Annotated in this window: 22 protein-coding genes and 1 pseudogene; 19 read left to right on the forward strand and 4 right to left on the reverse strand. The window is 68.3% G+C overall.

Annotation, left to right across the window (positions count from 1 at the left end):
* Window positions 1–48: 48 nt before the first annotated feature.
* Genes ABD231_RS14765 through ABD231_RS14775 form a run of 3 tightly spaced genes read right to left on the reverse strand, consistent with a single transcriptional unit; the run spans window position 49 to window position 4,634 of the window.
* On the reverse strand, window positions 49–2,409 hold the full coding sequence (locus ABD231_RS14765) for a transglutaminase TgpA family protein (protein WP_344150812.1): 2,361 nt from the start codon (window positions 2,407–2,409) through the stop codon (window positions 49–51).
* Complete coding sequence (locus ABD231_RS14770; RefSeq protein ID WP_344150815.1) at window positions 2,406–3,692, reverse strand: DUF58 domain-containing protein; 1,287 nt, start codon at window positions 3,690–3,692, stop codon at window positions 2,406–2,408. The genes ABD231_RS14765 and ABD231_RS14770 overlap by 4 nt, the downstream gene beginning before the upstream one ends.
* 3 nt (window positions 3,693–3,695) lie before the next feature.
* Window positions 3,696–4,634, reverse strand: coding sequence for an AAA family ATPase (locus tag ABD231_RS14775; RefSeq protein ID WP_380157345.1), 939 nt, complete (start codon window positions 4,632–4,634; stop codon window positions 3,696–3,698).
* A gap of 479 nt (window positions 4,635–5,113) precedes the next feature.
* Between ABD231_RS14775 and mraZ the strand changes: the two genes are divergently transcribed.
* The 18 genes and pseudogenes from mraZ to ABD231_RS14865 all read left to right on the forward strand — a co-directional run bounded on the left by mraZ (window position 5,114) and on the right by ABD231_RS14865 (window position 24,780).
* Window positions 5,114–5,545 (forward strand): division/cell wall cluster transcriptional repressor MraZ, encoded by a 432-nt coding sequence (gene mraZ, locus ABD231_RS14780; protein ID WP_132410748.1) that lies wholly within the window; start codon window positions 5,114–5,116, stop codon window positions 5,543–5,545.
* Between the two features lie 265 nt (window positions 5,546–5,810).
* A complete protein-coding gene (rsmH, locus tag ABD231_RS14785; protein ID WP_344150819.1) occupies window positions 5,811–6,776 on the forward strand; it encodes a 16S rRNA (cytosine(1402)-N(4))-methyltransferase RsmH in 966 nt (321 codons plus the stop codon).
* Complete coding sequence (gene ftsL / locus ABD231_RS14790; protein WP_344150822.1) at window positions 6,776–7,414, forward strand: cell division protein FtsL; 639 nt, start codon at window positions 6,776–6,778, stop codon at window positions 7,412–7,414. The genes rsmH and ftsL overlap by 1 nt, the downstream gene beginning before the upstream one ends.
* Window positions 7,415–7,418: 4 nt before the next feature.
* On the forward strand, window positions 7,419–9,626 hold the full coding sequence (locus ABD231_RS14795) for a peptidoglycan D,D-transpeptidase FtsI family protein (protein ID WP_344150825.1): 2,208 nt from the start codon (window positions 7,419–7,421) through the stop codon (window positions 9,624–9,626).
* A 62-nt stretch (window positions 9,627–9,688) separates the two neighbouring features.
* A complete protein-coding gene (locus tag ABD231_RS14800; protein ID WP_486336021.1) occupies window positions 9,689–11,212 on the forward strand; it encodes a UDP-N-acetylmuramoyl-L-alanyl-D-glutamate--2,6-diaminopimelate ligase in 1,524 nt (507 codons plus the stop codon).
* Window positions 11,209–12,603, forward strand: a complete 1,395-nt coding sequence (locus tag ABD231_RS14805) for a UDP-N-acetylmuramoyl-tripeptide--D-alanyl-D-alanine ligase (RefSeq protein WP_344150828.1) — start codon at window positions 11,209–11,211, stop codon at window positions 12,601–12,603. The genes ABD231_RS14800 and ABD231_RS14805 overlap by 4 nt, the downstream gene beginning before the upstream one ends.
* Window positions 12,604–12,632: 29 nt before the next feature.
* Window positions 12,633–13,676 carry a phospho-N-acetylmuramoyl-pentapeptide-transferase gene (mraY, locus tag ABD231_RS14810; protein ID WP_380157347.1) on the forward strand — a complete coding sequence of 348 codons (1,044 nt, stop codon included), beginning with the start codon at window positions 12,633–12,635 and terminating at the stop codon, window positions 13,674–13,676.
* Window positions 13,673–15,109 carry a UDP-N-acetylmuramoyl-L-alanine--D-glutamate ligase gene (gene murD, locus ABD231_RS14815; protein WP_344150834.1) on the forward strand — a complete coding sequence of 479 codons (1,437 nt, stop codon included), beginning with the start codon at window positions 13,673–13,675 and terminating at the stop codon, window positions 15,107–15,109. The genes mraY and murD overlap by 4 nt, the downstream gene beginning before the upstream one ends.
* A gap of 14 nt (window positions 15,110–15,123) precedes the next feature.
* On the forward strand, window positions 15,124–16,371 hold the full coding sequence (ftsW, locus tag ABD231_RS14820; protein WP_344150837.1) for a putative lipid II flippase FtsW: 1,248 nt from the start codon (window positions 15,124–15,126) through the stop codon (window positions 16,369–16,371).
* A 28-nt stretch (window positions 16,372–16,399) separates the two neighbouring features.
* Window positions 16,400–17,488: an undecaprenyldiphospho-muramoylpentapeptide beta-N-acetylglucosaminyltransferase gene (gene murG, locus ABD231_RS14825; protein WP_344150840.1), complete on the forward strand. Its 1,089-nt coding sequence runs from the start codon at window positions 16,400–16,402 to the stop codon at window positions 17,486–17,488.
* Entirely contained in the window at window positions 17,485–18,945 is a 1,461-nt protein-coding gene (murC, locus tag ABD231_RS14830; protein WP_344150843.1) for a UDP-N-acetylmuramate--L-alanine ligase, read from the forward strand. The genes murG and murC overlap by 4 nt, the downstream gene beginning before the upstream one ends.
* 18 nt (window positions 18,946–18,963) lie before the next feature.
* The gene (locus ABD231_RS14835; protein WP_344150846.1) at window positions 18,964–19,704 is read left to right on the forward strand and encodes a cell division protein FtsQ/DivIB; all 741 of its coding nucleotides are present in this window, start codon (window positions 18,964–18,966) and stop codon (window positions 19,702–19,704) included.
* A 151-nt stretch (window positions 19,705–19,855) separates the two neighbouring features.
* Window positions 19,856–20,860, forward strand: a pseudogene (ftsZ, locus tag ABD231_RS14840) (cell division protein FtsZ); the annotation flags it as partial.
* 584 nt (window positions 20,861–21,444) lie between these two features.
* Complete coding sequence (locus ABD231_RS14845; protein ID WP_344150849.1) at window positions 21,445–22,182, forward strand: purine nucleoside phosphorylase YfiH/LACC1 family protein; 738 nt, start codon at window positions 21,445–21,447, stop codon at window positions 22,180–22,182.
* On the forward strand, window positions 22,179–22,889 hold the full coding sequence (locus ABD231_RS14850) for a YggS family pyridoxal phosphate-dependent enzyme (RefSeq protein WP_344150852.1): 711 nt from the start codon (window positions 22,179–22,181) through the stop codon (window positions 22,887–22,889). Before ABD231_RS14845 ends, ABD231_RS14850 begins: the two co-directional genes overlap by 4 nt.
* Before the next feature lie 51 nt (window positions 22,890–22,940).
* Window positions 22,941–23,474 carry a cell division protein SepF gene (locus ABD231_RS14855; RefSeq protein WP_344150855.1) on the forward strand — a complete coding sequence of 178 codons (534 nt, stop codon included), beginning with the start codon at window positions 22,941–22,943 and terminating at the stop codon, window positions 23,472–23,474.
* Window positions 23,475–23,513: 39 nt separating this feature from the next.
* Entirely contained in the window at window positions 23,514–23,819 is a 306-nt protein-coding gene (locus ABD231_RS14860) for a YggT family protein (RefSeq protein ID WP_344150858.1), read from the forward strand.
* 193 nt (window positions 23,820–24,012) lie between these two features.
* Window positions 24,013–24,780 carry a DivIVA domain-containing protein gene (locus tag ABD231_RS14865; RefSeq protein WP_344150861.1) on the forward strand — a complete coding sequence of 256 codons (768 nt, stop codon included), beginning with the start codon at window positions 24,013–24,015 and terminating at the stop codon, window positions 24,778–24,780.
* A 105-nt stretch (window positions 24,781–24,885) separates the two neighbouring features.
* Here ABD231_RS14865 and ABD231_RS14870 read toward each other — a convergent pair whose 3' ends face one another.
* Window positions 24,886–25,347: a pyridoxamine 5'-phosphate oxidase family protein gene (locus ABD231_RS14870; protein ID WP_344150864.1), complete on the reverse strand. Its 462-nt coding sequence runs from the start codon at window positions 25,345–25,347 to the stop codon at window positions 24,886–24,888.
* 46 nt (window positions 25,348–25,393) lie between these two features.
* Here ABD231_RS14870 and ABD231_RS14875 point away from each other — a divergent pair, with 46 nt between their 5' ends.
* On the forward strand, window positions 25,394–25,870 hold the full coding sequence (locus tag ABD231_RS14875; protein ID WP_344150867.1) for a MarR family winged helix-turn-helix transcriptional regulator: 477 nt from the start codon (window positions 25,394–25,396) through the stop codon (window positions 25,868–25,870).
* Window positions 25,871–26,411: the final 541 nt, after the last annotated feature.

The following is a 26,411-nucleotide window of genomic DNA, read 5'->3' on the forward strand; positions in this document are numbered from 1 at the left end:
CGAGTCCCTGGTGGGCTCGGGGTGTTGTCGTTGCTAGGACCAGTGGGATCAGTTGGCGTGCCGGCGGCGGAGGATCGTGCTCCGCAGCCGGGCGAGCAGCAGGTCGAACTCGTCCAGGAGATCGGACGCCTCGGTGGTCCCGCGGCTCAGGTACCAGCGCCACGACGCCGGCAGCAGCCGCGCGCGCCAGCGCCGACGGGCCGGTGCCTGCTTCCACAGTGCCTTCCGAATGACCGTCACGTCCGGCCGCAGATCCGTGGCCACATCTGCCTGACCGGCGTACCGCATCGCTTCGACGCTGCGGGCGAGCCGCAGGGCCGACGGATGTGCCTCATCGGGCAGCTTGGTGACGAGCCATTCGCCTGTCTGCCGAGGCGTCGACACGTCATTCCAGTCCAGGCCCAGGTCCCGCGAGGTGTCGCGGACCTCCGACCAGAGTCCTTCGGCCGCGACCCGGCTCGGTGCGCGGCTGTAGCGACGCCGGCGGTTCAGGCTGCGCAGGATCCACGGAATCAGCAGGACCAGTACGACGATTGCCGCGATCCCGAGTGTCCGAGCGCCACCGTTGGTGAACCAGTTGCCGCTGTCAAAGGCCGCGGCGCCGTTGTCGTCGTTCAGGTTGCGGCCGTTTTCCGGCTTCTCGATTCCCGGGTCCTCGGTCTGGCCCGGCGTGGTCGGCGCCGTGGTCGGCGCCGTGGTCGGGCTGGTCGGGTTCGACGACGGGATCGTCCACTCCGGCGTACTGGCGACGCGGGAGGCCGGGGTCGGCTCGAACCGGACCCAGCCGACGCTCTCGAAGTACAGCTCCGGCCAGGCGTGCATGTCGTGCATGCGAACCGTGTACTGACCGTTAGCCCCGGCCTGGCCGGGCAGGAAGCCGATGCCGACCCGGGACGGGATCCCGGCGATCCGTGCCATCAGCGCCATCCCGGTCGCGAACTGCTCGCAGTACCCGGTCTTGTTCTCGAGCAGGAAGTCCTCGATCGCCTTCATCCCGCTGCCGCGCTGGTTCGTCGTGCTGTAGGTGTAGCCGCCCTCGGTGCGGAACCACTTCTGCAGGGCAACGGCCATCAGATACTTGTTGCCGTTGGCATCTGCCGTGATCTGCCGGGTCAGGTCGGTGATCCTCGGCGGCACGTTGCGCGGCAGCCGGGAGCTGATCTCGTCGGGCGCGCCTCGCGAGATCGCGTCGCGCAACTGCTCTTCGGTCGGCCGCAGGTCGTAGGCGGTCACGGTGTACTTCTTGCCGCTGACCACCGCACCGTCGGTCGAGGAGACGTCCAGCGAGCTGGCGTCGTACTGCCAGTTGCGGCGCAGTGAGATCGACTGGGCCGGGTAGGGGATCGGTGCGAACTGGGACCGGAAGACCTTGTTGACGTCGATCTCCATCTTGACCTTCTGCACCCGCGCGAGGTCGCCGGTGAACCCGGGCGGTGGGACCAGCTCGTCCTCGATCTTGCGGCCCCGGTTCTTCCGGTCGGAGATCCGCCAGGTGTTCCCGTCGAACTGGTCGAGGGAAGTCAGCCGCAGGTAGGTGCCACCGGACGGACCGCCCTTGTAGGTCAGGGCGACGTCGTTCTTGGGGCGCTTGAGGTTCTTGCCCATGTCGAGCATCGGGTCGGTCGTGGAGATCGACGCACCGAGACCGGTGCCGCCGGTACCGCCACCGCCCAGACCATTGCCGATCACACCCTCGGGGAGAGTCGGCAGGAGCGCGGGGAGGATCGCGGCCAGGGCGACCACACTGAGGCCGATCCGCCGCCCGGCCTGGCCGAGGGCAGACGCCTCCACCGGCTCAGCGGCGTCCAGATGGGAGACACCGGAGATCCGCCGGCCCCACCGGCTGAGCCGGCTTCGCCCCTCGGCGGACAGCAACACGATGTAGCCGATGGCCGGCGGGATGAACAGCAGGGCAGGCAGTCCGCCGTGCACGGTCGCGGCCGGCACGGTGTACATGATCAGCAGGAGTAGCCCGGCCCACGCCGCCTGCCGGATCTGTACGGCGATGACGTGGATCAGCAGGCCGGTCGCCGAGATCACCGTGGTGGCGAACAGCAGCAGGTTGTCGTCCGGAGGCAGGGGAGCGCTGTACTGGTTGATCGAGCTCATCGCGCTGACCAGCTGCGAGTTGAACTCGATCGCGGTGGCGCCGGTCGGCACCAGCCCGAACTTCATCGTCTCCTTGAGGAAGAAGAGCGAGATCAGCTCGACGAGCACGATCAACTGCACCACCGGTACGACGACCCGTGGCGCGCGCAGGTTCTGCAGCAGCACGCCGACGCCGGTGACGATGGCGCACAGGAACGCGCTGATGAACAGGAACGGCCCCGAGAAGACCGGAGTCAGCACCAGCGACCCGAGGACCGTGGCGCCCCAAGCAGCCAACGAGATTCTTGCGTGTCCGGTCATGCGATTCTCCCGGTCCTCAGTCCTAGCCCGGACCAGACGGTGGGTAGCTGGTCGCCGCGACGGACTCTGGCGACTCGCCAGCCGTTGCGGCGCAACTCGTTCTCGGTGGCGTCCGTGGCGGCGGTCAGGCGGGCCGCCTTCTCGGTCGCCTCGGCGCCGACCGCCCAGCTGGCCGCGTCGAGCACGAGGGCGACGCCGGTGGCCTGGCTGGTCCGCCAGCGATTGAGCGCGGTGATGTCTTCACTGGCGCAGGCGCCGAGGATCGCGATCACCAAACTCGGCTCCTGGGCGTGCCGATCGACGGTGAGCAGCGGGCCGATCTCGGCGTACCGATGCTCCTCGACCGTGGCGCACTCGGTGAGCAGCTGCTGCGAGGTCAGCGGCTGGTGGACGGCGGTCGACGATCGATGGTTGATCGCCGAGAGGGTGGTCGGACCGCCGAGCATGGTGGTCGCGTACCCGCGGCGGATCCGGTCGGCGCCGATCGAGGCGGCCGCGCTGACCGCCCACTCCAGGCTGGACGACGGGCCGTGGCCGTGGTGCGAGATCGTCCGGGCGTCGATGAAGAGTGCGCACCGGCTCTGCCAGGGCTGCTCTTCGCGGCGCACCATCAGCTCACCGCGGCGTGCGGTCGAGCGCCAGTGCACCCGGCGCAGGTCGTCACCATCGCGGTACTCGCGGACGGTTGCGTCCTCCTCGCCGGCCGAGGCGATCGCGCGCGGCCGGTTCTCGCCGGAGCCGGCCCGGTCCGCACCCAGCCGGATCTCAGGCAGTTTGTAGACCCGCGGCGTGACCAGCAGGTGCTGGCTGCGAGTGAACGTCCGGCTCGTCTCGACCAGACCGAACGGGTCGGCCACCGTCAGCATCAACGGCCCGACCTGGAACAAGCCCCGTACGTCGGACTTCACCGGATACGAGACGGTACGTCGCCAGTTCGGGCTGACGCGGTCGACGACGAACCGGGGCCGGTGTCCGAGGACATAAGGAATGCGGTCCTCGAGCAAGAGCAGCCCGGCCGGCATCCGGCCTTCGTTGCTCAGTGCGAGCTCGACAGTGGCCTGCGTCCCGACCGGGATCTGGTTCGGGGTGAGGCTGCGGCGGACCTGCAGCCGCAGCCGGGTCCGGCCGACGACCAGGGCAGCGACGACCGGAAGCGCGACGAGCAGGATGCCGACGCGCAACAGGTCCTTCTGCCCGAGCAGCAGCGCACACAGCGACGCGGTGATCCCGGCCGCCACGAACGCCCGCCCTCTGGTGGTCAGCCCGCGGAGTGCCTGCCGCATGGCTCAGTCCCGACGCGTGCGGGGCAGCGGCACCGAGGAGACCAGCCCAGCGACGATATCGGCTGCGCCGCGCCCACCGAGATGCGCTTCAGCCGCGGGAAGGACCCGGTGCGAGAGCACCGGCACTGCCAGCTCCTGGATGTCGTCCGGCAGAACGAACTCACGGGAGTCCAGCGCTGCCGCGGCCCGGGCTGCCCGGATGAGGTGCAACGTTGCCCGCGGCGATGCCCCGAGACGCAGCTCCTGCGAACGACGGGTCGCGCCGACCAGGCCGACGGCGTACTCCTTCACCGACTCCGAGACGTGCACGGACTGCACGGTCTTCACCAGGCGGAGGATCTGCTGGCCGTCGGTGACCGCCTGCATGTTCGCCAGCGGGTCGTCGGCGGCGTGCCCGTCGAGCATCCGCAGCTCGGCGGCCGGCTCCGGGTACCCCATCGAGACGCGAGCCATGAACCGGTCGCGCTGAGCCTCGGGCAGCGGGTACGTGCCCTCCATCTCGATCGGGTTCTGGGTCGCGATCACCATGAACGGCGCCTCGAGCAGGTACGTCGTGGTGTCGACGGTGACCTGTCGCTCCTCCATCGACTCCAGCAGCGCGGCCTGCGTCTTCGGCGAGGCGCGGTTGATCTCGTCGCCGACGACGATGTTCGCGAACACCGCGCCGGGCTTGAACTCGAAGTCGCGGATCTCCTGGTTGAAGACCGAGACACCGGTGATGTCGGACGGCAGCAGGTCCGGCGTGAACTGGATCCGGCGCACGCTGCAGTCGATCGACTTCGCCAGCGCCTTGGCGAGCATCGTCTTGCCGACGCCCGGTACGTCCTCGATCAGTAGATGACCTTCGGCCAGCAGGACGGTGATGGCGACCTCGACCACGTCGGGCTTGCCTTCGATCACCTGCTCGATCGCGCGGCGGACTCGTCCGGCGACTTCGGACAGTTCGTCGAAGTCCCCGCCTCCTGCCAGCGGGCTGGTCGCGGTGGTGCTCACCCTGAGTCCTCCCCATTGATTGACGGCCGACACATTCTCACCCGGAGTGAGGGTCGGACCTAGAGCAGCGGATGTTTCGTTACCTGGCGTTTCGGTGCCCCTCCCAGCGTACGGGCGGGGGAAATCCCGGGTGCGGCGTTCGACGTCCGGAAGGGGCATTCGGTTCGCACCTTTCTTCTACCCGTTCCGCCACTTCTCCCCACCAAGTCCTCCACTTCGCTCCACCAAGCCCCCGAACAGCCCCCGAACAGGTCCCTGCAGGCTCAGCGACACGCGGGACACGCCCTGCCGATTTGCGCTCAGGGTGGGGTGTGGGGGGCGGAAGTTGGTTGACGGTGGGGCAAAGTGGAGTAAGGTGGAGCGCAGTGGAACCGAAGTGGTGGAAACAGCTCGCCTGAGACGGAGAGTCCGCAACGGGGAGGTGGAGCGTGTTCCTCGGAACTCACTTCCCCAAGCTCGACGACAAAGGACGGCTGTTCCTGCCGGCGAAGTTCCGGGACGAACTGGCCGAAGGCCTGGTGATCACCCGTGGGCAGGAGCGGTCGCTGTCCGTGTGGCCCGAACGCGAGTTCGTCCAGCTGACCGAGCAGCTGAAGCAGGCGCCGATCACCAACAAGGGTGCGCGGGACTATCTGCGGATGTTGTTCGCCGGAGCTTCCAACGAGGTGCCGGACAAGCAGGGCCGGGTCACCATCCCACCGATGCTGCGCGATTACGCGGGACTGGATCGCGACTGTGTCGTCATCGGGGCGATGAACCGGGTGGAGATCTGGAACACGGAGAACTGGAACAGGTACTCGCAGGAGCAGGAGCAGGCGTTCGCCGATCTCTCCGAAGAGGTCCTTCCCGGCATCTTCTGAACAAACGGCATCTGTTCGAGCAAAAGAAGCAGTGGGCTAGCGGCACCGCGAGCACACCGGCCGTCCGGTGAGATCACGGGTCCGACCTCCGACTTCAGTGTTGACGCCACTTCCCCGGCGGCAAACGACGAAGTACTTCCCCGGACGTCGTACCCGCGATCTGACCGGACGGAGTCGTCTCCGGACCGCTACTCGGACAGCAGTACAAAGCAACGAACCTGCGGGGGCAGGGTCGCTCCCGCAGCGACGAGAAGGGTCGAGGGCTATGGATGCGTCGGAGCGGCATGTGCCGGTGATGCTGGAGCGCGTGGTCGCGCTGCTGGCTCCCGCACTCGCGCAGCCCGGCGCTGTTCTCGTTGACGCGACTCTCGGTCTCGGTGGTCACTCCGAGGCGTTCCTGCAGCAGTTCCCCGAGATCCGGCTGATCGGCCTGGACCGGGATCCGGCCGCGCTGCGGTTGGCCGGTGAGCGGCTGGCGCCGTACGAGGACCGCATCTCGCTCGTGCACGCCGTGTACGACGAACTGCCGCAGGTGCTCGAGGAGCTCGGCGTACCGGCCATCGACGGCATCCTGTTCGACCTCGGTGTCTCGTCGATGCAGCTGGACGAGGCGGACCGTGGCTTCGCCTACTCGCAGGACGCACCGCTGGACATGCGGATGGACTCGACCGGTCCGACCACTGCGGCCGACATCCTGAACACGTACAGCGCGGCCGACCTGGCGCGCATCCTGTTCCAGTACGGCGAGGAGAAGTTCGCCCGCCGGATCGCGGACCGGATCGTGCGGGAGCGCGAGACCGAGCCTTTCACCAACAGCGCGCGACTGTCCGAGCTGGTGCGCAACGCGATCCCGCAGGCAGCCCGGCGTACCGGCGGTCACCCGGCCAAGCGCACCTTCCAGGCGCTGCGGATCGAGGTGAACGGCGAGCTCGAGGTACTGCGCCGGGCGCTGCCGGCGGCGTTGGCGGCGCTGGCGCTGCACGGGCGGATCGTCGTGATGAGTTACCAGTCGCTCGAGGACCGGATCACCAAGCAGACGCTGGCGGCCGGCACCAAGACCGACGTACCGGACGACCTGCCGGTGATTCCGGCAGGCCATGAGCCATATCTGCGGGTCCTGACCCGGGGCGCCGAGCGGCCGACCGAAGAGGAGGTCGCGGTCAACCCGCGGGCGGCCTCTGCTCGCGTGCGGGCGGCCGAGCGGGTCCGGGAGAAGGGAATGGTGGCCTGATGAGCACTGTGTTCAGTCCGCAGAAGGCGCGGGTCCAGCCGGCCACGCCGCCCGCGAAGCGGCCGGAGCCGAAGCTCCGCGTGGTGTACGGCGCGCCGTTCCGGCCGCCGCGGATGCCGTTCGTCATCTTCGTGGTGTCGCTGCTCGCGGCCGGCCTGATCGGCCTGCTGCTGCTCAACACCGAGTTGCAGCGCGGCACCTTCGGCATCACCAAGCTGAACGACCAGGCCGGTCAGCTGCGCGATCAGCAGGAGCAGCTGGAGAAGCAGGTCCGCACGCTCGAGTCGCCGCAGAACCTGGCGGACCGCGCACTGAAGATGGGCATGGTGCCGAACCCGAACCCGGTCTTCCTGCGGCTGTCCGACGGCCAGGTGCTCGGCGTACCGAAGGAAGGCAAGGCAGGCACCGGCAAGGCGATGTTCGGGCCGGGCACACCGGAGGGCGTGAAGCCGCCGGTCACCCCAGCCACGACCAAGCCGCCGGTCACCAAGCCCCGAACGGCGACCACCAAGCCGGCGACCACCAAGCCGCCGGCGAACGCGCAGTCCAAGAAGCCACCGGTCAAGAAGCCGGTGACACCGGGCGCCAACAAGCCCGGTACGACGAAGCCACCCGCCAACACGACCACCGGGGGATGATCGGATGACGGACCGACGGGGAAACGAGCCGCCACGCAAGGGCGGATCCGGCCGCGGCACTCCGCCGCGTTCCACCCCGTCTCGTCCGTCCTCCGCTACAGACCGCACTCGCGCCACCCCGCAGCGTCCCGAGTCCACCCGCGAGCGCCTCCTCCGCCAGGCCCAGGAACAGGCCGACGCCGAGCGCCGCGCCGCAGCCCGAGCCCAGAAGCGTCCGGCTGCTGATGCGCCGCGCAAGCGCGTTGCGCCAAAGGCAGCCGGCCCCCGCAAACAGGGTGCGCCGACGCGTCGCCCCGCCAGCGCAGGCGGTCCGCGGAAGGTGGCTGCCAAGAAGGCGCCGGCTAAGAAGAGCACTGCGCGGAAGCGGCCGCCTCAGAACCGCCCGCAGCCGCGGCCGAAGAAGCCACGCGTGAAGAAGCCGCCGCGGACGCTGAAGCTCGGCCGCTCGACGCTGCGGCTGCGGCTGACGTTCGGCGTGATGGCCTTCGTGCTGTCGCTGTTCGCCGGTCGCCTCGTCCTACTGCAGGGCGTGGACCCGGACAGCTACGCGCTGGCGGCGAGCAAGGAGAACAACAAGACGTACGTCCTGCACGCGCCGCGCGGCTCGATCACCGACCGCAACGGCGTGGAGTTCTCGGTCACCGAGGACACCGTCGCGATTACGGCGGACCCGAGCCAGACCAAGCCGGTCGCCCAGCAGTTCGTGTCGATCCTGGCGCCGAAGCTCGTCGGCAAGGTGACGCCGGCGGACTTGCTGGCCAAGCTCACCGGCAAGGGCCGGTACGTCGAGCTGGCCGAGGAGGTCAGCCCGCAGACGTGGAACGAGATCCAGGCCGAGGTGAAGGCCGCCAACAAGGTGATCGCCCAGCAGAACAAGGGCAAGCCGAAGGAGCAGAAGGCGCCGGCCCTGGTCGGCATCTACACCGAGGCGGACCCGATCCGCAGCCACCCGAACGGCAGCATCGCCGCGACCGTGGTCGGCGTGACCGGTAAGGACGGCAAGGGTCAGTCCGGGCTCGAGTACGGCCTGAACAGCAAGCTGTCCGGTCAGGACGGCAAGGCGATGTACGAGGTCGACGCGAACGGCAACAAGATCCCGAACGCGAACCACACCGTCGAGGAGCCGCGCCCGGGCGTCGGCGTCCAGCTGACCCTGGACCGGGACCTGCAGTGGTTCGCGGAGAAGCGGATCCAGGAGGCCGTCAAGCAGTACAAGGCCAGCGGCGGCACGGTGATCGTGCAGGAGGTCAAGTCGGGCGAGATCCTGGCGATGGCCAACTACCCGACCTTCGACCCGAACGGGAAGTACACGTCGAAGGACCTGAACAACCCGGCGCTGGAGCGCACCTACGAGCCGGGCAGTGTGCAGAAGGTCGTCACGATGGCCGCACTTGCCGACGCCGGCCTGATCGACCTGAACACGAAGCTCAAGGTGCCGGGCACGATCGATGTTCAGCGCCGCACGATCAAGGACCACTGGAACCACGGCGACCTGAACCTGACCATCGCCGGTGTGATCGCGAAGTCGTCGAACGTCGGCACGATCATGGCCGCGCAGCAGATGCGGATCCCGCAGTTCGTGAAGTACCTGCACGACTTCGGCTTCGGCGAGCCCACCGGACTGAACTTCCCCGGTGAGAGCAAGGGCCGGCTGATGCAGGGCGACGAGTGGCCGGAGATCACCCGCTCGAACGTCGCGTTCGGCCAGGGACTGTCGGTGAACGCGGTCCAGGAGGCTTCGGCGGTCAATGCGGTCGCGAACGGCGGGGTCTACGTGCCGCCGAAGCTCGTCCGCAACTGGATCGAGCCCAACGGCACCCTGACCCCGAACGAAGGCGCCCCACCGCGCCGCGTGGTCAGTGAGAAGGCCGCCAAGGAGGTGGCCACCATGATGGAGGCGGTGACCGCGGAGAAGGGCACTGCGCCGCAGGCGGCGATCGACGGCTACCTGGTGGCCGGCAAGACCGGTACGGCGCAGCAGGTCGACTCTGCGTGTGGTTGCTACCGCAAGTGGGCGACTTCTTTTGCCGGATTTGCTCCTGCCGACAACCCACGGTTCGTTGTGTACGTCGTACTGCACGACCCGACGGGTGCTCGGGGTGGTGGCTTTCAGGGAGGTCCGGTGTTCCGCGACGTGATGAGTTTCGCGCTGCAGAAGTATGCAGTCCCGCCGACGGGGGCGAAGCAGCAGAACGTCCCGATCACCTGGTGATCCAGGTTGTGACGCAGGGTCAGGTAGGTGTGACAGGGTCCGGAGCGGTAGCCTCTGGGCCCGTGTCCACCCCTACCGCCGCAGGCGGTGCCGTAGCAGCGATCAGACCCCGGCACGTGGTGCCGGTGACCCTCTCCGACCTGGCGTTCCTCGTCGGAGCGGCGGCCCCTGATCGGCCGGCCGAGATCACCGGAGTCACCCTCGACTCCCGTTCCGTCCTCCCCGGCGACCTGTACGCCGCGCTGCCCGGTGCGAACACGCACGGCGCCGCATTCGCCGCCAAAGCCCAGCAGTCCGGTGCAGCCGCCGTACTGACTGATCCGGCTGGTGCGGAGCGCGCCCGGGAGACCGGCCTGCCGGTGCTCGTGGTCGACAAGCCTCGCGATGTGCTCGGCGGGCTCGCCGCACACATCTACGGGGAGCCGACGAACCAGATGCGGCTGCTCGGGATCACCGGGACCAACGGCAAGACCACCACCAGCTTCCTGCTCGACGCGGTACTGCGGCGGCTCGGCCCGGCCGGGATGATCGGCACGATCCAGACGCGCATCGGCGACGAGGTGGTGAAGAGCACTCGGACCACTCCGGAGGCCACCGACCTGCAGGCGCTGTTCGCGGTGATGCGTGAGCAGTCCGTGCAGTGGTGCTCGATGGAGGTCTCCAGTCACGCCCTGGCGATGGGGCGGGTGGACGGCGCGCGGTACGCGGTGGCCGGCTTCACCAACCTCACCCAGGACCACCTCGACTTCCACAAGACGTTCGAGGAGTACTTCGCCGCCAAGGCATCGCTGTTCACCCCGGAGCGATGTGATCTGGCCGTGGTGAACATCGACGACGAGTACGGCCGTCGCCTGGCCGCGCAGACCGTCGTACCGCTGGTGACTGTCTCTACGACGCGTCCGGCCGACTGGACGGTCACCGACTCGCACCTGTCCGAGCACGGCACGACTGTCATCGACATCCAGGGTCCCGGCGAGACGCTGACCGTGGAGATCACCCTGCCGGGCGACTTCAACGTGGCGAACGCCCTGCTGGCCACGGTGATGCTGCGGCAGGTGGGTGTCCCGGCTGAGGAGATCGCCGCCGGGCTGCGGTACGCCGCCGTACCAGGCCGGATGGAGACCTTCACTCGCGACGACGGTCTGCAGGTGATCGTCGACTACGCGCACACCCCGGATGCGGTCGCGCTGGCACTGCAGGCGGCGCGCGGTGCGACCAAGGGCCGGCTGTTCGCAGTAGTGGGCTGCGGTGGTGACCGTGACCCCGGCAAGCGGCCCGCCATGGGCGCAGCAGCAGCCCGTACGGCGGATGTCGTGATCGTCACCGACGACAATCCGCGCAGTGAGGACCCGGCCAGTATTCGGGCCGCTGCGATCGACGGAGCCCGCGAGGCGGTTCCGGCGGTCGACCTGCACGAGATCGGCGACCGTCGGCAGGCGATCGCCACTGCGATCGAGCTGGCCGGTCCCGGCGACACAGTCGTCGTACTGGGCAAGGGCCATGAGACAGGCCAGGATGTCGGCGGTGTGATCCACCCGTTCGACGACCGCGAAACCGTGCGTGAGCTGTTGGAGGCTGAGCAGTGATAGGCGTCAGGTGCGAGGAGATCGCCGCAGCGGTCAACGGCGAGCTGGCGGGGGTGGACCCCGCAGCTGTCGTCGACGGCGCCGTGGTGACCGACTCGCGGGAGGCCGTCCCGGGCGGGCTGTTCGTAGCCCTCCCTGGTGAACGCGTCGACGGCCACGACTACGTGGCCGCGGTCACCGAGTCCGGAGTCACCGTCTCCCTGACGACCCGCCCGGTCGACGGCTACCCGTGCATCGTCGTCGCCGACACCCAGCAGGCACTCGGCGACCTGGCCGCACTGGTCATCAGCCGCCTCCCGGACCTGACGATCATCGGCCTGACCGGCTCATCCGGTAAGACCAGCACGAAGGACCTGCTCGCTCAGCTGCTCGCGCCGTACGGCCCGACCGTGGCCGCGATCGGCTCGCAGAACAACGAGATCGGTCACCCGCGAACCGCGCTCAAGGCCGACCGCGAGACCCGCTTCCTCGTCGCGGAGATGGGCGCCCGGCACCTCGGTGACATCACCTACCTGTGCCGGATCACGCCGCCCAAGGTCGGACTGGTCCTGAACGTCGGCCACTCGCACATCGGTGAGTTCGGCAGCCAGGACGCGATCGCGGTCGCCAAGGGTGAGCTGATCGAGGCGGTGCAGCCGGGCGGGACCGCCATCCTGAACGCCGACGACCCGCGGGTTGTCGCGATGGCTAGCCGGACCGAGCAGAACGTGGTCACCTGGGGTGAGGCGCCCGGAGCCGACGTACGAGCCACCGAGGTCGAGCTCGACACGCTTGGTCGGCCCGGCTTCACACTGCAGCTCGGGGGCGAGGCACACGCCGTACAGCTCCAGCTCGTCGGTGAGCACCAGGTCGCGAACGCGCTTGCTGCCGCGGCTGCTGCGCAGGCTGTCGGTCTGACGCCGGCGCAGATCGCCGAAGGGCTCAGCGCAGCGACAGCGGCGTCGAAGTGGCGCATGGAGGTGCACGAGCGTCCGGACGGCGTCACGATCATCAACGACGCCTACAACGCCAACCCCGAGTCGGTCCGCGCCGCGCTGAAGGCGCTGGTCGCGATCGGCCGCGCCCGCAACGCCCGGACCTGGGCGGTGCTCGGCCCGATGGGTGAGCTGGGGGACAGCCACACCGAGGAACACGACGGGATCGGCCGCCTCGCCGTACGGCTGGATGTGCAGCGACTGCTCGTGGTGGGCGAGGCAGCCCGCCCGATCCATCTCGGCGCGTCGCTGGAAGGATCGTGGGGCAACGAGTCCGCGTACGTCGACACCATGGACGAAGCGCTCGAGTTGCTGGGCAAGGAACTGCAGCAGGGTGATGTGGTGCTGGTGAAAGCCTCCCGGTTCGTCGGACTCGACAAACTGGCGACCGCGCTGATCGAGGAGGGCGTGCAGTGATCTCGATCCTGTTCGGTGGCGCCGTCTCGATGGTGCTCACCCTGATCGGTACCCGCTGGGCGATCGCGCTGCTGGCCAAGCGCGGCTACGGCCAGGAGATCCGGACCGACGGCCCGACGTCACACGCGACCAAACGCGGTACGCCGACCATGGGCGGTCTGGTCTTCATCATCGCGACCATCGTCGGGTACTTCGCGGCGAAGCTGTTCACGATGACCGAGCCGACCGCTTCGGCGCTGCTGGTGCTGTTCCTGCTCGCGGGGTGCGGCGCGGTCGGGTTCGTGGACGACTTCATCAAGATCTTCCGCCAGCGCAGCCTGGGGTTGCGGAGCAAGGCGAAGCTCGCCGGGCAGACGATCGTCGCGGTGACGTTCGCGGTGCTCGCGCTGCAGTTCCCGGACGCGCGTGGCCAGACGCCGGCATCGCCGTTCATTTCGTTCATCCGTGACATCAGCTGGCTGCAGCTGCTGCCGGTCCTGGTCGTGGTCTGGCTTCTGCTGCTGATCAACGGCATGTCGAACGCCGTCAACCTGGCCGATGGTCTGGACGGTCTGTCGGCCGGTGCGTCGATGATGGTGTTCGGTGCCTACACGCTGATCTGCATCTGGCAGTTCAACCAGAGCTGCGCCACCGCGCCGGGCTCGAAGTGCTACGAGGTGCGAGACCCCCACGACCTCGCGGTAGTGGCCGCCGCATTGACGGGCGCGCTGTTCGGCTTCCTGTGGTGGAACGCGTCCCCGGCCAAGATCTTCATGGGCGACACGGGCTCGCTGTCGCTGGGTGGCGCGATGGCCGGTCTCGCGGTGATGACCCGGACCGAGCTGCTCGTCCTGCTGCTCGGCGGCCTGTTCGTGATGATCACCGCGTCGGTGATCCTGCAGGTCAGCATCTTCAAGTTCACCAAAGCCACGACCGGTACCGGGAAACGGCTCTTCCTGATGACACCGCTGCACCACCACTTCGAGATGCTCGGGTGGGAGCAGATCAACGTCGTGATCCGGTTCTGGATCATCCAGGGTCTGTGCACCGTGATCGGCCTCGGCCTCTTCTACGCCGAGTGGGTGGCCGGATGAGCCTGACCACTCGCACCGACGACGGCTGGGCCACGACTCGCTTCGTCGTCCTCGGCTTCGGTACGGCGGGCTACGCGTGCGCCGACTCGTTGTTGCAGGCCGGCGCCGAACACGTGGTCGTCCTCGACGATCGCGACAACGAGGCGTTGCGCGACAAGGCACAGATCCTCGAGGTGCTCGGCGCGACGATCACCCTCGGCGAAGGCAGTACGGCGACGCTCCCGCCGGACGTCGACATCGTGGTGACGTCACCCGGCGTACCGCCGTCGGCGCCGTTGCTGGCTCAGGCTGCTGAGCGTGGGGTCCCGATCTGGAGTGAGATCGAGCTGGCCTGGCGCCTGCGCGATCCGGCCAACGCCGCGCCCTGGTTGTGTGTCACCGGCACCAACGGCAAGACGACCACCGTGCAGATGCTGACCGCGATCCTGACCGCCGCCGGCCACCGGGCCGTTGCTGCAGGCAACATTGGGCTGCCGCTGCTGGAAGCCGTCATGGACCCCGAGCCGTACGACGTGATCGCGGTCGAGCTGTCCAGCTACCAGCTGCACTTCACCCACTCGATGTCCGCGCACTCGGCCGCCGTACTGAACCTGGCGCCGGACCACATCGACTGGCACGGCTCGATGGACGCCTACGCGGCGGACAAGGGCAAGATCTTCACGAACTGCCAGGTCGCCTGCGTGTACAACGTGGCCGACCCCGTCACCGAGCACCTGGTCGAAGAGGCCGACGTGATCGAGGGCTGCCGCGCAGTCGGTTTCACCCTCGGTACGCCGGGTCTGTCGATGGTCGGCCTGGTCGAGGACCTGCTGGTCGACCGGGCGTTCGTGGAGCAGCGGCAGACCTCCGCGCTGGAGCTGGCCAAGCTCGAGGACGTGAACCCGCCGGCACCGCACAACGTGGCGAACGCACTGGCCGCGGCCGCACTGGCCCGGGCCTTCGGTGTACCGGCGACGGCCGTCCGCGACGGGCTGCGCGGGTTCAGTCCGGACAAGCACCGGATCGCCCATGTCGCAGAGGTTGCCGGGGTCAACTACGTGGATGATTCCAAGGCCACCAACCCGCATGCGGCGCAGGCGTCGTTGCTCGCCTACGAGCACGTCGTGTGGATCGCCGGGGGACAGGCCAAGGGTGCGACGTTCGACGAACTGGTCATCGCGGCCAAGGACCGGCTGCGGGCCGTAGTCCTGCTGGGGCAAGATAAGGCCGTCATCGCCGAAGCACTTGAGCGACACGCTCCGGATGTCCCGAGGATCGTCGTCGAGTCAACGGACACTGGAGCCATGGAGATCGTGGTGGGGGAAGCGGCGAAGGTCGCACAGGTGGGTGACACCGTGCTGCTGGCGCCAGGCTGCGCATCCTGGGACATGTTCGCCAACTACGGAGCCCGTGGGGACGCCTTCGCCGAAGCCGTACGCGTTCTCGCGGACTGATCCGGGGTGATCGCGTGACGTCGATCGCTGACCCCCCGGACGACAGCAAGACCCGTCCGCCGGAGCGACCGTGGATCGCGGCTATCCGCGAAGTGCTCGATCGGCCGCTCACGTCGTACCACATCCTGCTCGGTGCCACCGGCCTGCTGCTGGTGCTCGGCCTGCTGATGGTGCTGTCGGCTTCCAGCGTGCTGTCGCTGCGCGCGAACGGGAACAGCTACACGATCTTCGTCCGCCAGCTGATCTGGGTCGGGGTCGGTCTTCCGATGGCGTACGTCGCCTCCCGGATGACGCCGCGGCATTTCCGGATGCTGGCCTACCTCGCGTTGCTCGGCGCGGTCTTCCTGCTGGTGCTCACGTATGTGCCGGGACTCGGGAAGGGCGTCAAGGGCAACAACAACTGGCTGACGCTGGGTGGTCCGCTGCAGATCCAGCCGAGTGAGTTCGCCAAGCTCGCACTGGTGATGTGGTGCGCGGATCTCTATGCCCGCAAGCAGAAGCTGCTCACCCAGTGGAAGCACCTGCTGGTGCCGATGGTTCCGGTCTGCGGACTGATCATCGCGCTGGTCGTCGGCCAGCACGACCTCGGTACGTCGCTGGTGCTGATGGCGATCATGATCGGGATGATCTGGGTGGTCGGGGCGCCGACCCGGCTGTTCGTCGCAACGATCGTCGCGGTCGGCGGTGTGGCCTGGTACTTCGTCACCACGGCCAGTCACCGGATGGAGCGCGTCACCTCGTTCATGAACCCGTTCGCCGATCCGACCCAGGTCGGGTGGCAGGCGTACCACTCGTTCTACGCGCTCTCGACCGGCGGCTGGTGGGGCGTCGGGATCGGCAACAGCCGGCAGAAGTGGGGCAACCTGCCGGAGGCGCACACCGACTTCATCTTCTCGGTGATCGGTGAGGAGCTCGGCCTGTTCGGGTCACTCACCGTGCTCGCCCTGTTCCTCACCCTGGCCTACGCCGGGTGCCGGATCGCGACCCGGAACACCGAACCGTTCGTCCGCTATGCGGCCGCCGGCATCACCGTCTGGATCATGGCCCAGACGCTGGTCAACCTCGGCGCCGTGATCGGACTGCTACCGATCGTGGGGATTCCGCTCCCGCTTTTGTCGTACGGTGGTTCCGCACTGCTGCCGACGCTGATCGCGGTCGGCATGCTGCTGTCCTTCGCGAAGGTCGAACCCGGTGCGCAGGCCGCTCTCAAGGAGACGAGACGGTCGCGGTTCGGGTGGCTGCCTTCACGCCGTACGCGCTAACTACAGAGCTGCAGGAGCGTTGAAAGCTGTGCCCAGCATCGTCCTGGCCGGTGGCGGTACCGCCGGCCACACCTCCCCCCTGATCGCCACCGCCGACGCGCTGCGCCGGATCGACCCGACCATCGAGATCCTCGCCCTCGGCACCGAGCGCGGGATCGAGACCCGGGTGGTGCCCGAGGCCGGTTACCGCCTGGAGCTGATCCCGCCGGTCCCGCTGCCGCGCAAGCCCACGCCCGCCCTGCTCGCCGTCCCGGGGAAGATGCTGGCCTCGGTCGCGGCCGCCCGGAAGGCCCTCGACGAGGCAAAGGCCGACGTCCTGGTCGGGTTCGGCGGCTACGTCTCCACCCCGGCGTACGTCGCGGCCTGGCGCCGCAAGACGCCGATCGTGGTGCACGAGGGCAACGCCGTACCGGGCATCGCGAACAAGTTCGCCGCCAAGTACTGCACACAGCACGTCATCACGTCGTTCCCCGGCTCGGAGCTGCCCCACGCCCAGTACGTCGGCCTGCCGATCCGGCGGGCGATCTCGACCCTCGACCGGGCTGCTGTCCGCGCCGAGGCGCAGGCGTTCTTCGGGTTGAACCCTGACTTGCCGACCCTGCTTGTGACCGGTGGTTCGCAGGGTGCGCAGCAGTTGAACAACGCGTTCGCCGGTGCCGCTGCGGATCTGCAGACGGCCGGCGTGCAGGTTCTGCACGTGATCGGCCCGAAGAACTCGCTGGAGGTCGCGCAGACCGGCCCAGCGCCGTACCGGGTGCTTTCGTACGTCGACCGGATGGACCTGGCGTATGCCGCGGCCGACCTGGTCGTGTGCCGCTCGGGGGCCAACACGGTGACCGAGGTCTCCGGTGTCGGCCTGCCCGCCATCTACGTTCCGTTGCCGCACGGTAACGGTGAGCAGCGCCAGAATGCCAAGCCTGTCGTGGATGCGGGCGGTGGCCTGCTCGTCGACAACGCCGAGGTGACGTCCGACTGGGTGCGGGCGACAGTGCCGCAACTTCTGCACGACTCCGCGCGTCTGACAGCCATGTCCACAGCAGCGACGGGCGTTATCCGGACGGATGCCGATGACCGATTGGCGCAGATCATCCTCGATGTGGTGAGGTCTGCTTCGTGATCGTCACCGCTCCTGACACGCTGCTACCGGCTGAGAAGCTGGGCAGAGTGCACTTCGTGGGAATCGGCGGCGCCGGGATGTCCGGGATTGCCCGGATCATGGCGTCGCGGGGTATCGAGGTGTCCGGCTCGGACGCCAAGGACGGCAAGGTTCTGGCCGCCCTGCGCGCACTCGGCGCCACCTGCTGGGTCGGCCACGCAGCCGAGAATGTGGCGAACGTCGACACGGTCGTGGTCTCGACCGCGATTCGCGAGACCAACCCCGAGGTCGTCGCCGCTCGGGCTGCCGGGATCCCGATCCTGCCGCGGGCCGCTGCACTGGCATCGGTGATGGTCGGCCGCCGGACGATCGCGGTCGCCGGCACGCACGGCAAGACGACCACAACGTCGATGCTGACGGTGGCGTTGCAGCATTGCGCGGTCGATCCGTCGTACGCGATCGGCGGGAACCTGAACGAGTCGGGGTCGAACGCTCACGACGGGACCGGCGATCTGTTCGTCGCCGAGGCCGACGAGTCGGACAAATCGTTCCTGACCTACGCGCCCGAGGTGTCGATCGTCACCTCGGTCGAGCCGGATCACCTGGACAACTACGGCGACGAAGCGACGTACCGGAAGGCCTTCGAGGACTTCACGGCGCGCGTGCTGCCCGGCGGTTTCATGGTGATCTGCCACGACGATGCCGGCGCGCGCAAGCTCGCGGAGTACGCCCGCGAGAAGGGCATCGACGTCCGGACGTATGGCGAGTCTGCCGACGTCGATCTGCAGGTCACCGAGCTGACCGCGACCGGGGCGACGCAGTCGTTCGTGCCGGTGTACCGCGGGCGGAAGCTGCCGATCGTGCAGCTGCAGCAGGCGGGTAAGCACAACGCGCTCAACGCCTCGGCAGCGCTGACCGTCGGACTCGGGCTCGGGTTCTCCGCGGCCGACCTGGCCGAAGGGCTCGCGTCCTTCACCGGGACCGGACGGCGGTTCGAGTTCAAGGGACTCGAGGACGGAGTGCGCGTCTTCGACTCCTACGCACACCACCCGACCGAGCTGACCGCGGACCTGATCGCGGCCCGGCAGGTGGCGGGGGAGGGGCGCGTGATCGCGTGCTTCCAGCCGCATCTGTTCAGCCGGACGCGGATCTTCGCGGCCGAGTTCTCCGAGGCGCTGGCACTGGCCGACGAGGTCGTCGTGATGGACGTGTTCGCGGCCCGCGAGGACCCCGAGCCCGGTATCACCGGGGCCCTGCTGGCCAATCACGTGCCGCTGAAGCCGGAGCAAGTGCGGTTCGAGCCGTCGTGGTCCGCCGTACCGCAGCTGGTCGCGGACCTCGCCGTACCGGGTGACCTGGTGGTCACGCTGGGCGCGGGTGACGTGACGTTGATCGGCCCGGAAGTCGTTGGTTTGCTGGCCGAACGGGCTGCTCTCCGCGAGTCTGCGCCGGTCGCTCCCGCTCCTGTGATGAAGTAATCGGGTGGGGTTTGGTGAATGAGCCAGAGCGCTGATCTGGCTCGGGCTCAACAGCGGTTCGCGCGCCGGCAACGGCTGGTGCGCTGGCGCAGCTGGCTGCCGTGGGCGATCGGCGGCAGCGTGGTTCTGCTCGGCGCATTGGTCGTCTGGTTGTTCTACTTCTCCTCCGCGTTCGCCGTCGACGGCGTCCGGGTGAGCGGTGCCGACACGGTGCCGGTGGCAACGATCGAGCAGACGGCCGCCGCACCGGTGGGCACACCGCTGGCGAAGGTCGACCTTGGCGCGATCGCGGACCGGGTGCGGTCGATCCCGGCGGTGGCGGACGCGCAGGTGACGCGAGCCTGGCCGAACAAGGTGGTGATCGTGATCACCGAGCGCGTGCCGGTGGTGGTCGTCACGGACGGCACCCGGTACGAGTTGGTGGATGCGACCGGTACGTTGTTCAAGACCCTGACCACCCGGCCTTCCGGGTTGCCGGAGGCCAAGGTGACCGGACCGCGGCGTGAACAAACGATTCGTTCGGTGGTGACGGTTTCGGCGGCTCTGCCGGACAGTCTGCGAGCTCAGGTGGGATCGATCTCGGCAGCATCGCCGGACTCGATCACCCTGAATCTCGCGGGTGGTGTGAAGGTCGTTTGGGGCAGCTCCGATGACAGTGCGCGCAAGGCCGAAGTACTCAGTGTGCTGATGAAACGCAAGGCGACGGTGTACGACGTCTCGGCGCCCGATCTCCCAGTCACCAAAGGGGAAAAGCGGTGACTCGTCTCACGACGGCGAGGCGCGTGGACTTTGCTGTCAAGGGTCCCGTACCGTGCGGCGTAATCTAAAGTTGACATAAGTCTAAGTATTCAGTTGAGGTTCAGTCTTTTCGCTGGACAACGGGAACAGAACGAGGCGAGAGGCGCGGACTGTGGCGGCACCGCAGAACTACCTGGCACTCATCAAGGTCGTCGGTATCGGCGGAGGCGGCGTGAACGCCGTCAACCGGATGATCGAGCACGGTCTGAAGGGCGTTGAGTTCATCGCCATCAACACCGACGCGCAAGCGCTGTTGATGAGCGACGCGGACGTCAAGCTCGACATCGGCCGGGAGGAGACCCGCGGCCTCGGCGCCGGGGCGAACCCGGCGATCGGGCAGAAGGCCGCGGAGGACCACGCCGAGGAGATCGAGGAGGCGCTCAAGGGCGCCGACATGGTCTTCGTCACTGCCGGTGAGGGCGGTGGAACCGGCACCGGCGGCGCGCCCGTGGTGTCCCGGATCGCGCGCTCACTCGGTGCGCTGACGATCGGTGTGGTGACCCGGCCGTTCTCGTTCGAGGGCAAGCGCCGGGCGACCCAGGCCGAGGACGGGATCTCCGCCCTCCGCGAAGAGGTCGACACCCTGATCGTCATCCCGAACGACCGGCTGCTGACCATCTCCGACCGGGCCGTCTCCGTGCTGGACGCCTTCAAGCAGGCCGACCAGGTGCTGCTGCAGGGTGTTTCCGGTATCACCGACCTGATCACCACCCCCGGCCTGATCAACGTCGACTTCGCCGACGTCAAGGCCGTCATGTCGAACGCCGGCTCCGCGCTGATGGGCATCGGCTCGTCCCGCGGTGAGGACCGCGCGGTCGCCGCGGCCGAGGCGGCCATCTCGTCTCCGTTGCTTGAGGCAAGCATCGAGGGTGCGCACGGCGTGCTGCTGTCGATCGCGGGCGGTTCCGACCTGGGCCTGTTCGAGATCAACGAGGCGGCGCAACTGGTCTCGGAGTCGGCGCACACCGACGCCAACATCATCTTCGGTGCGGTCATCGACGACGCCCTCGGCGACGAGGTCCGGGTGACCGTGATCGCGGCTGGGTTCGACGGCGGGATGCCAAAGCGCCGCGAGCAGGCGACCAGCCAGGCCCGCCCGCCGGCCAGCCGCCCCGCGACTCCGCCGCCTGCTCAGACTCCGCCTGCGCCGCCGGTCCAGACTCCGCCTGCACAGCCGCAGCAGTCGTCGTACTCGGAGCAGATGTCCGCTCCGGCCACGCCGCCGCCTGCTGCTCAGCAGCCGCCGGTCCAGCAGTCCGCTCCGCCGTCGGCTCCGGCTCCGGCTCCGGTGCACCAGCCGGCTGCGTCGCCGTTCCCGACATCGCCGACCGACGACACCGTCCCGGTCCCGACGCAGAACGACGGCCGCCCGGGCCAGGGCACCACGCACTCGGCGCGCCCGCAGACCGGTGACCCGGTCCGTACCGTGCAGCCGACCCAGGCGCCCACCCAGAGCAGCGGCTGGCCCACCAACGGCCCCAGTAACGGCTCCGGTCCCAGCACCTCTGGCAACGGCTCCGGACCGGCCACTCCGCCGGCCCAGTCCACGCCGCCGCGCCCGGTCCGCAAGCCCGAGCCGGCCGAGGATGACCTGGACATCCCCGACTTCCTCAAGTAGTCGTTCGCCAAACCCCGCAGGTGTGACGGACGTGGCTCGCGGTGAGCGACGTGGGGTGGGGGTTGGCTGGGTAGCCTTTCGGTGTGTTCAGCTATGACGCGGTGCATGGGTCTGCCCGGTTCGCTGTGACCGACCGGTTCGGTGGGGTGAGTGAGGCGCCGTACGGCGAGCTGAACCTCGGCGGCGCGGGTGAGCTGGGGGAGGACCCCACGCGGATCGGCGAGAACTTCCGTCGAGTCGGTGCGGCCTTCGGCGTCGCTCCCGAGCACGTCATCCGCGTCAGCCAGGTGCATGGTCGCGACGTACACGTGATTCGCCCCGGCGACCCGATCCCACTCTCGCCGGCGCCGCGGGTCGACGCACTCGTCACCACACGCACCGACATCGTGCTCTGCGTGCGTGCGGCGGACTGCCTGCCGGTCCTCCTGGTCGACAGCGAGAACGGGATCATCGGCGCCGCGCACTCCGGACGACCGGGCATGTACGTCGGTGTTGCGCCCGCGACCGTGGAAGCGATGCGCGCCCTTGGCGCCGACCGGATCACGGCCGTGCTCGGCCCCAACGCATGCGGCAAGTGCTACGAAGTGCCCGCCGAGATGCGGGCCGAGGTCGCCGAGCGAGTGCCGGCGTCGTACTCCGAGACCAGCTGGGGTACACCGGCACTCGACGTCGCGGCCGGCGTGAAAGCACAGCTGACCGAGCTCGGTGTCGAGGTGATCGAGGACGCGCGCGGCTGCACGATGGAATCGGACAGCCTCTACTCGTACCGCCGTGAAGGCAAGAAGAGCGGCCGCCTCGCCGGCCTGGTGAAACTCGTATGAGCCGGGAGCAAGAACTCCGGGACAATCTGCGACTGGCCCAGGAGCGGATCGAGAAGGCCTGTGGAGCGGCCGGGAGAGACCCGGACGAGGTCACCCTTGTCGCGATCACCAAAACCTTCCCAGTCAGCGACGTAGCGGCGCTGGCGGCCCTCGGGGTCGTGGACGTCGGCGAGAACCGTGAGCAGGAGCTCAAGGTGAAGGCACCGGAGTGCCCGGACCTCACCTGGCACTTCGTCGGCCAGTTGCAGTCGAAGAAGGCGCGCTCGGTGGTTCGGCACGCGTCGGTCGTGCATTCTGTCGACCGCGCCTCCCTGGTTACCGCGCTGTCGAAGGCGGCGGTGGCCGAGGACAAGTCGCTGCGATGTCTCCTCCAGGTGAGCCTCGCGTCGTACGGGTCGGACAGCGCCGCGACCGGTGCGGACCGCGGTGGAGTCGCGCCGGCCGACGTACTGGAGTTGGCTGCCGAGGTTGCGGCGGCGGACGGCCTGGAGCTCGGCGGAGTGATGGCGGTGGCGCCACTCGGATCGGACCCCGATCAAGCGTTCGCAGGTCTGCAGGAAGTCGCCGCCCGGCTACGCTCCGAACACGCCGGGGCCACCTGGATCTCGGCAGGCATGACCGGCGACCTCGAGGCCGCGATCCGGCGTGGTGCGACACATGTCCGCCTCGGGCGCGCCTTACTCGGTACGCGTCCTTCACTCGGTTAGTGTCGACATCGAGATGTTGTCGCCGAGACCGGATCGAGGGGCTGGAGGGCCATGAGCGGCGCACTGCGCAAGATGGGTGTGTACCTCGGCTTGGTCGAGGACGGGGAGCGCTACAACGCGCGGTACGACGACGAGTACGACGACTACGACGAGTACGAGGACGAAGCCGTCGACGGGGACTCCCAGGAGACCGAGCCGGTGCCCGCCGGCCGGGAGAGCCGCGAACGGCCGGAGTCGGCGCCGGGCGGCACGGTCAGCAAGTTCCCAGAACGACGTGGTGTCGCACCGTCCCCGGAGGTTACCGAGTTGGCCCGCATCACCACCGTGCACCCGCGCAGCTACAACGAGGCGCGCGTGATCGGTGAGCACTTCCGTGACGGCACGCCCGTCATCATGAACCTGACCGAGATGGACCACGCCGACGCCAAGCGGCTGGTCGACTTCGCCGCCGGCCTGATCTTCTGCTGCCGCGGTTCCATCGAGCGGATCACCACCAAGGTGTTCCTGGTCTGCCCGCCGAACGTGACGGTCGCCGCGGAGGAGAAGGAGAAGATCGCCGCGGACGGGTTCTACAACCAGAGCTGACCGCGGTTGCTTCCGCCGTCTTCTACACTCGTGGACAACATGGTTGCTCTAGTGATCGTCCTCCAAGTGATCAGCTTCGTACTGCTCGCCTTCTTCCTCGTGCTGGTGGCGCGTTTCGTGCTGGGGCTGATCGTGATGTTCGCGCCGCAGTGGCACCCGAAGGGGCCGTTGCTGCTCCTCTTCGAGGCCATCTACTCCGCCACCGACCCGTTCCTGCGTCCGCTGCGGCGGATCCTGCCCCCGATCGGGGCCGGCGGGATCCGGATCGACCTGTCCATGCTGATGCTGTTCGTCATCGTCTCCGTGGCGATGTCGATCAACTCCACGGCACTGAATTCGCTGTGAGTCACCGGACACCGATTTCGGCGACTGGGAGCGTTGGGACGGGGTAGGTAGAGTCTCGAAGAAACCGAAGTCGTGGACCGTTGTCGCCCGCCCGGATTCCGTCACAACACAACGAAGCGATAACGTGATCTACTGAGTCGCCGAGGTGTAGGCCACGGGGACTCCGCCAAGACACAGACAAACGAGGTGAAAGATGCCGCTGACGCCGGATGACGTCCGCTCGAAGCAGTTCACGCCCGTCCGACTACGGGAGGGCTACGACGTCACAGAGGTCGACTCCTTCCTCGACGAGGTGGAGGCCGAGCTCGAGCGCCTCCTCGCCGAGAACGAGGAGCTGCGGGCCAAGCTCGCCGCTGCTCAGCGCGCGGGCGCAGGTCAGGAGCGGCCGGTCGACCAGACCGCCGCGCTGCCGCCCGTCGTGCAGCAGCCGAAGCCCCCGGTGGTGGTCGAGAAGCCGATCATCGAGGAGAAGCCGCCTGTCGTCGCGCCGGTGGTAGCGGCTGCGGGGGCTGCTGCGGCCGCCGGGACCGTCGGTGACGCGTCCAGCTCCGCGGTGCGGCTGCTGGAGATGGCCACCAAGCACTCCGACGACCTGGTCCAGGAGGCGAAGGACACCGCCGACAAGATCATCGGCGAGGCCCGCGCCAAGGCCGAGCGCCTGGAGAACGAGGCGCGTGGCAAGGCCGACCGGATGACCGGCGAGGCCCGTGCCCGCGCCGAGAAGCTGGACGGCGAGATCGCCGAGCGCCGCGCCCAGATGCTGGGCACCCTGGAGAAGCAGAAGGGTCAGCTCGAGCGCACGATCGACGACCTGCACGCCTACGAGCGCGAGTACCGCAGCCGGCTGAAGACGTACTTCACCGAGCAGCTCAAGGCACTGGGCAACGGCGACGACACGCTGAGCCCGCGGAACGGATTCCGCCCCGAGGCCCGCGCCCAGGCGCACGGCCACGGAGTCTGAGTAGTCAACGTCTGAACCTGTGAAGGGGCGGTGCTTTCCGGCAGCACCGCCTCTTCGGCGTGTCCGGGAACTTCTGACTGACAGTCGTTTGATTGTGACTGAGAGTCAGGGCCACGCAGGCGGTCGCTTGCGACCGGTGAGGGTCTCCACATCGAAGAGCCTCAGCCGGTACGGCGTCAGCCGCAGCAGCGAGGGTGATTCCCCAGCCGGTCCTTCGGGGAACACACTCCAGAAGTCGTAACCGAGCGGCGCCGGAGCAGCGGCGTACAGCTCCCAGACCCGTTGCCGGGTCACCGCATCGCCGACCCAGTCGGCCTGGCAGTCCGCGACCGCCACGTCGTGGCCAGGCTCCCAGTAGCTACAGCTCAAGTAGTTGCTGTACGCAAGATGCCGCACCTTCACCGGTGTCGCCCGCGTGACGATCCAGCCGGTCAGCTCCCCGTCCTCGTCGATCTCCCAGATCGGGTGCAGGATCCGGCTCCGCGGCCGCTTGTCCGGCCCCACCGTGGCCACCGTGCACCAGACGATCGCGTGCGCTCTCTCGATGAACTCCTTTTGCACAACCATGGTTGTAGATTACCTGATCCACAACCGGGGTTGTATATTCACGCCCATGGAGTTCGATCCCGCCGCTGCCGACCTGTCTCTCGCCTCGCTGTTCACCGGCTGGGCCCTCGCCGACGAACTCCAGCGCCGGCTGTCCGCCGACGGTTTCGCCGACTCGCGCTTCGCCGACGGTGTCGTGTTCCAGCATCTGGTCAGCGGCCCCGTGACGATCACCACCCTGGCCGACCGCCTGGGCGTAACCCAGCAAGCCGCCTCGAAGACAGTCGCCGACCTCGAGTCCCGCGGCTACCTCACCCGCGCACCCGCCCCCACCGACGCCCGCGCCAAACAGGTCACCTTCACCCCACGCGGCAAGGCAGTCATCGCAGCAGCCCGCAAACACCGAGCCGCCATCGACACCGAACTCCGCAAGGCCCTAGGCAACAACCAAGTAGAAGCCGCCCGCCAACTGTTGGTGGACGCCCTCACCCACCTCAACGCCACCCCCGCCCTCCGCACCCGCACCATCCGCCCACCCCGCTAACCACGACACGCGAGCCGGTACGACATTGAGCACGGCTCAACCATCTGCGCGGTCCGAAGGTGGTTGACGGATGCTCAAGGTGAGATGGCCGGGCGACATTGAGCCCGGTTCGACCATTCCGACGGTCCCCAGATGGTTGGTGGATGCTCAAAGTGACCTCACCCCAGAGTGATCGCGGGCGGTATGTACCTCAGCCCCAGCCCGTCAGCCCCAGGCAGCGTGGAACCGCGGTCGCCAGCCTCGCCATCCGGCTCAGCCATCCGCTCGGCTCGCCCTCTGGTTTTGTCGGCCGCCTTTGGCGGTCGAGTGGGGGTGCAGGCCGAAAGTTCTCGGCCGGGGACGTGCGCTGTGGCTGATCACCGCTCCCGGCCGACTACAAAGACAGCGTGGCTGGGCGCCGCCGTGGCTGAGGTGGATGGCGAGGTCCGGTGACCGCGGCTCCACGTTGCCTGGGGTTGCCGGGCTCTGGCTGGGCAAGTTGAGTTCCCGTCGCCTGACAAGTGACCCGTTGCTGGAGGGTGGGGTGGATGTTCGCCCTGAC

This window comes from Kribbella yunnanensis (assembly GCF_039529655.1).
GTDB lineage: Bacteria > Actinomycetota > Actinomycetes > Propionibacteriales > Kribbellaceae > Kribbella > Kribbella yunnanensis.

Coding starts and splice junctions, on each gene's coding strand:
- ABD231_RS14860 (WP_344150858.1), top strand. CDS start 23,514: ATGGTTGCTCTAGTGATCGTCCTCCAAGTGATCAGCTTCGTACTGCTC.
- ABD231_RS14795 (WP_344150825.1), top strand. CDS start 7,419: ATGACGGACCGACGGGGAAACGAGCCGCCACGCAAGGGCGGATCCGGC.
- ABD231_RS14835 (WP_344150846.1), top strand. CDS start 18,964: ATGAGCCAGAGCGCTGATCTGGCTCGGGCTCAACAGCGGTTCGCGCGC.
- rsmH (WP_344150819.1), top strand. CDS start 5,811: ATGGATGCGTCGGAGCGGCATGTGCCGGTGATGCTGGAGCGCGTGGTC.
- ABD231_RS14875 (WP_344150867.1), top strand. CDS start 25,394: ATGGAGTTCGATCCCGCCGCTGCCGACCTGTCTCTCGCCTCGCTGTTC.
- ABD231_RS14865 (WP_344150861.1), top strand. CDS start 24,013: ATGCCGCTGACGCCGGATGACGTCCGCTCGAAGCAGTTCACGCCCGTC.
- murD (WP_344150834.1), top strand. CDS start 13,673: ATGAGCCTGACCACTCGCACCGACGACGGCTGGGCCACGACTCGCTTC.
- ABD231_RS14765 (WP_344150812.1), bottom strand. CDS start 2,409: ATGACCGGACACGCAAGAATCTCGTTGGCTGCTTGGGGCGCCACGGTC.
- ABD231_RS14850 (WP_344150852.1), top strand. CDS start 22,179: ATGAGCCGGGAGCAAGAACTCCGGGACAATCTGCGACTGGCCCAGGAG.
- ABD231_RS14770 (WP_344150815.1), bottom strand. CDS start 3,692: ATGCGGCAGGCACTCCGCGGGCTGACCACCAGAGGGCGGGCGTTCGTG.
- ABD231_RS14870 (WP_344150864.1), bottom strand. CDS start 25,347: ATGGTTGTGCAAAAGGAGTTCATCGAGAGAGCGCACGCGATCGTCTGG.
- ftsL (WP_344150822.1), top strand. CDS start 6,776: ATGAGCACTGTGTTCAGTCCGCAGAAGGCGCGGGTCCAGCCGGCCACG.
- ABD231_RS14855 (WP_344150855.1), top strand. CDS start 22,941: ATGAGCGGCGCACTGCGCAAGATGGGTGTGTACCTCGGCTTGGTCGAG.
- mraY (WP_380157347.1), top strand. CDS start 12,633: ATGGTGCTCACCCTGATCGGTACCCGCTGGGCGATCGCGCTGCTGGCC.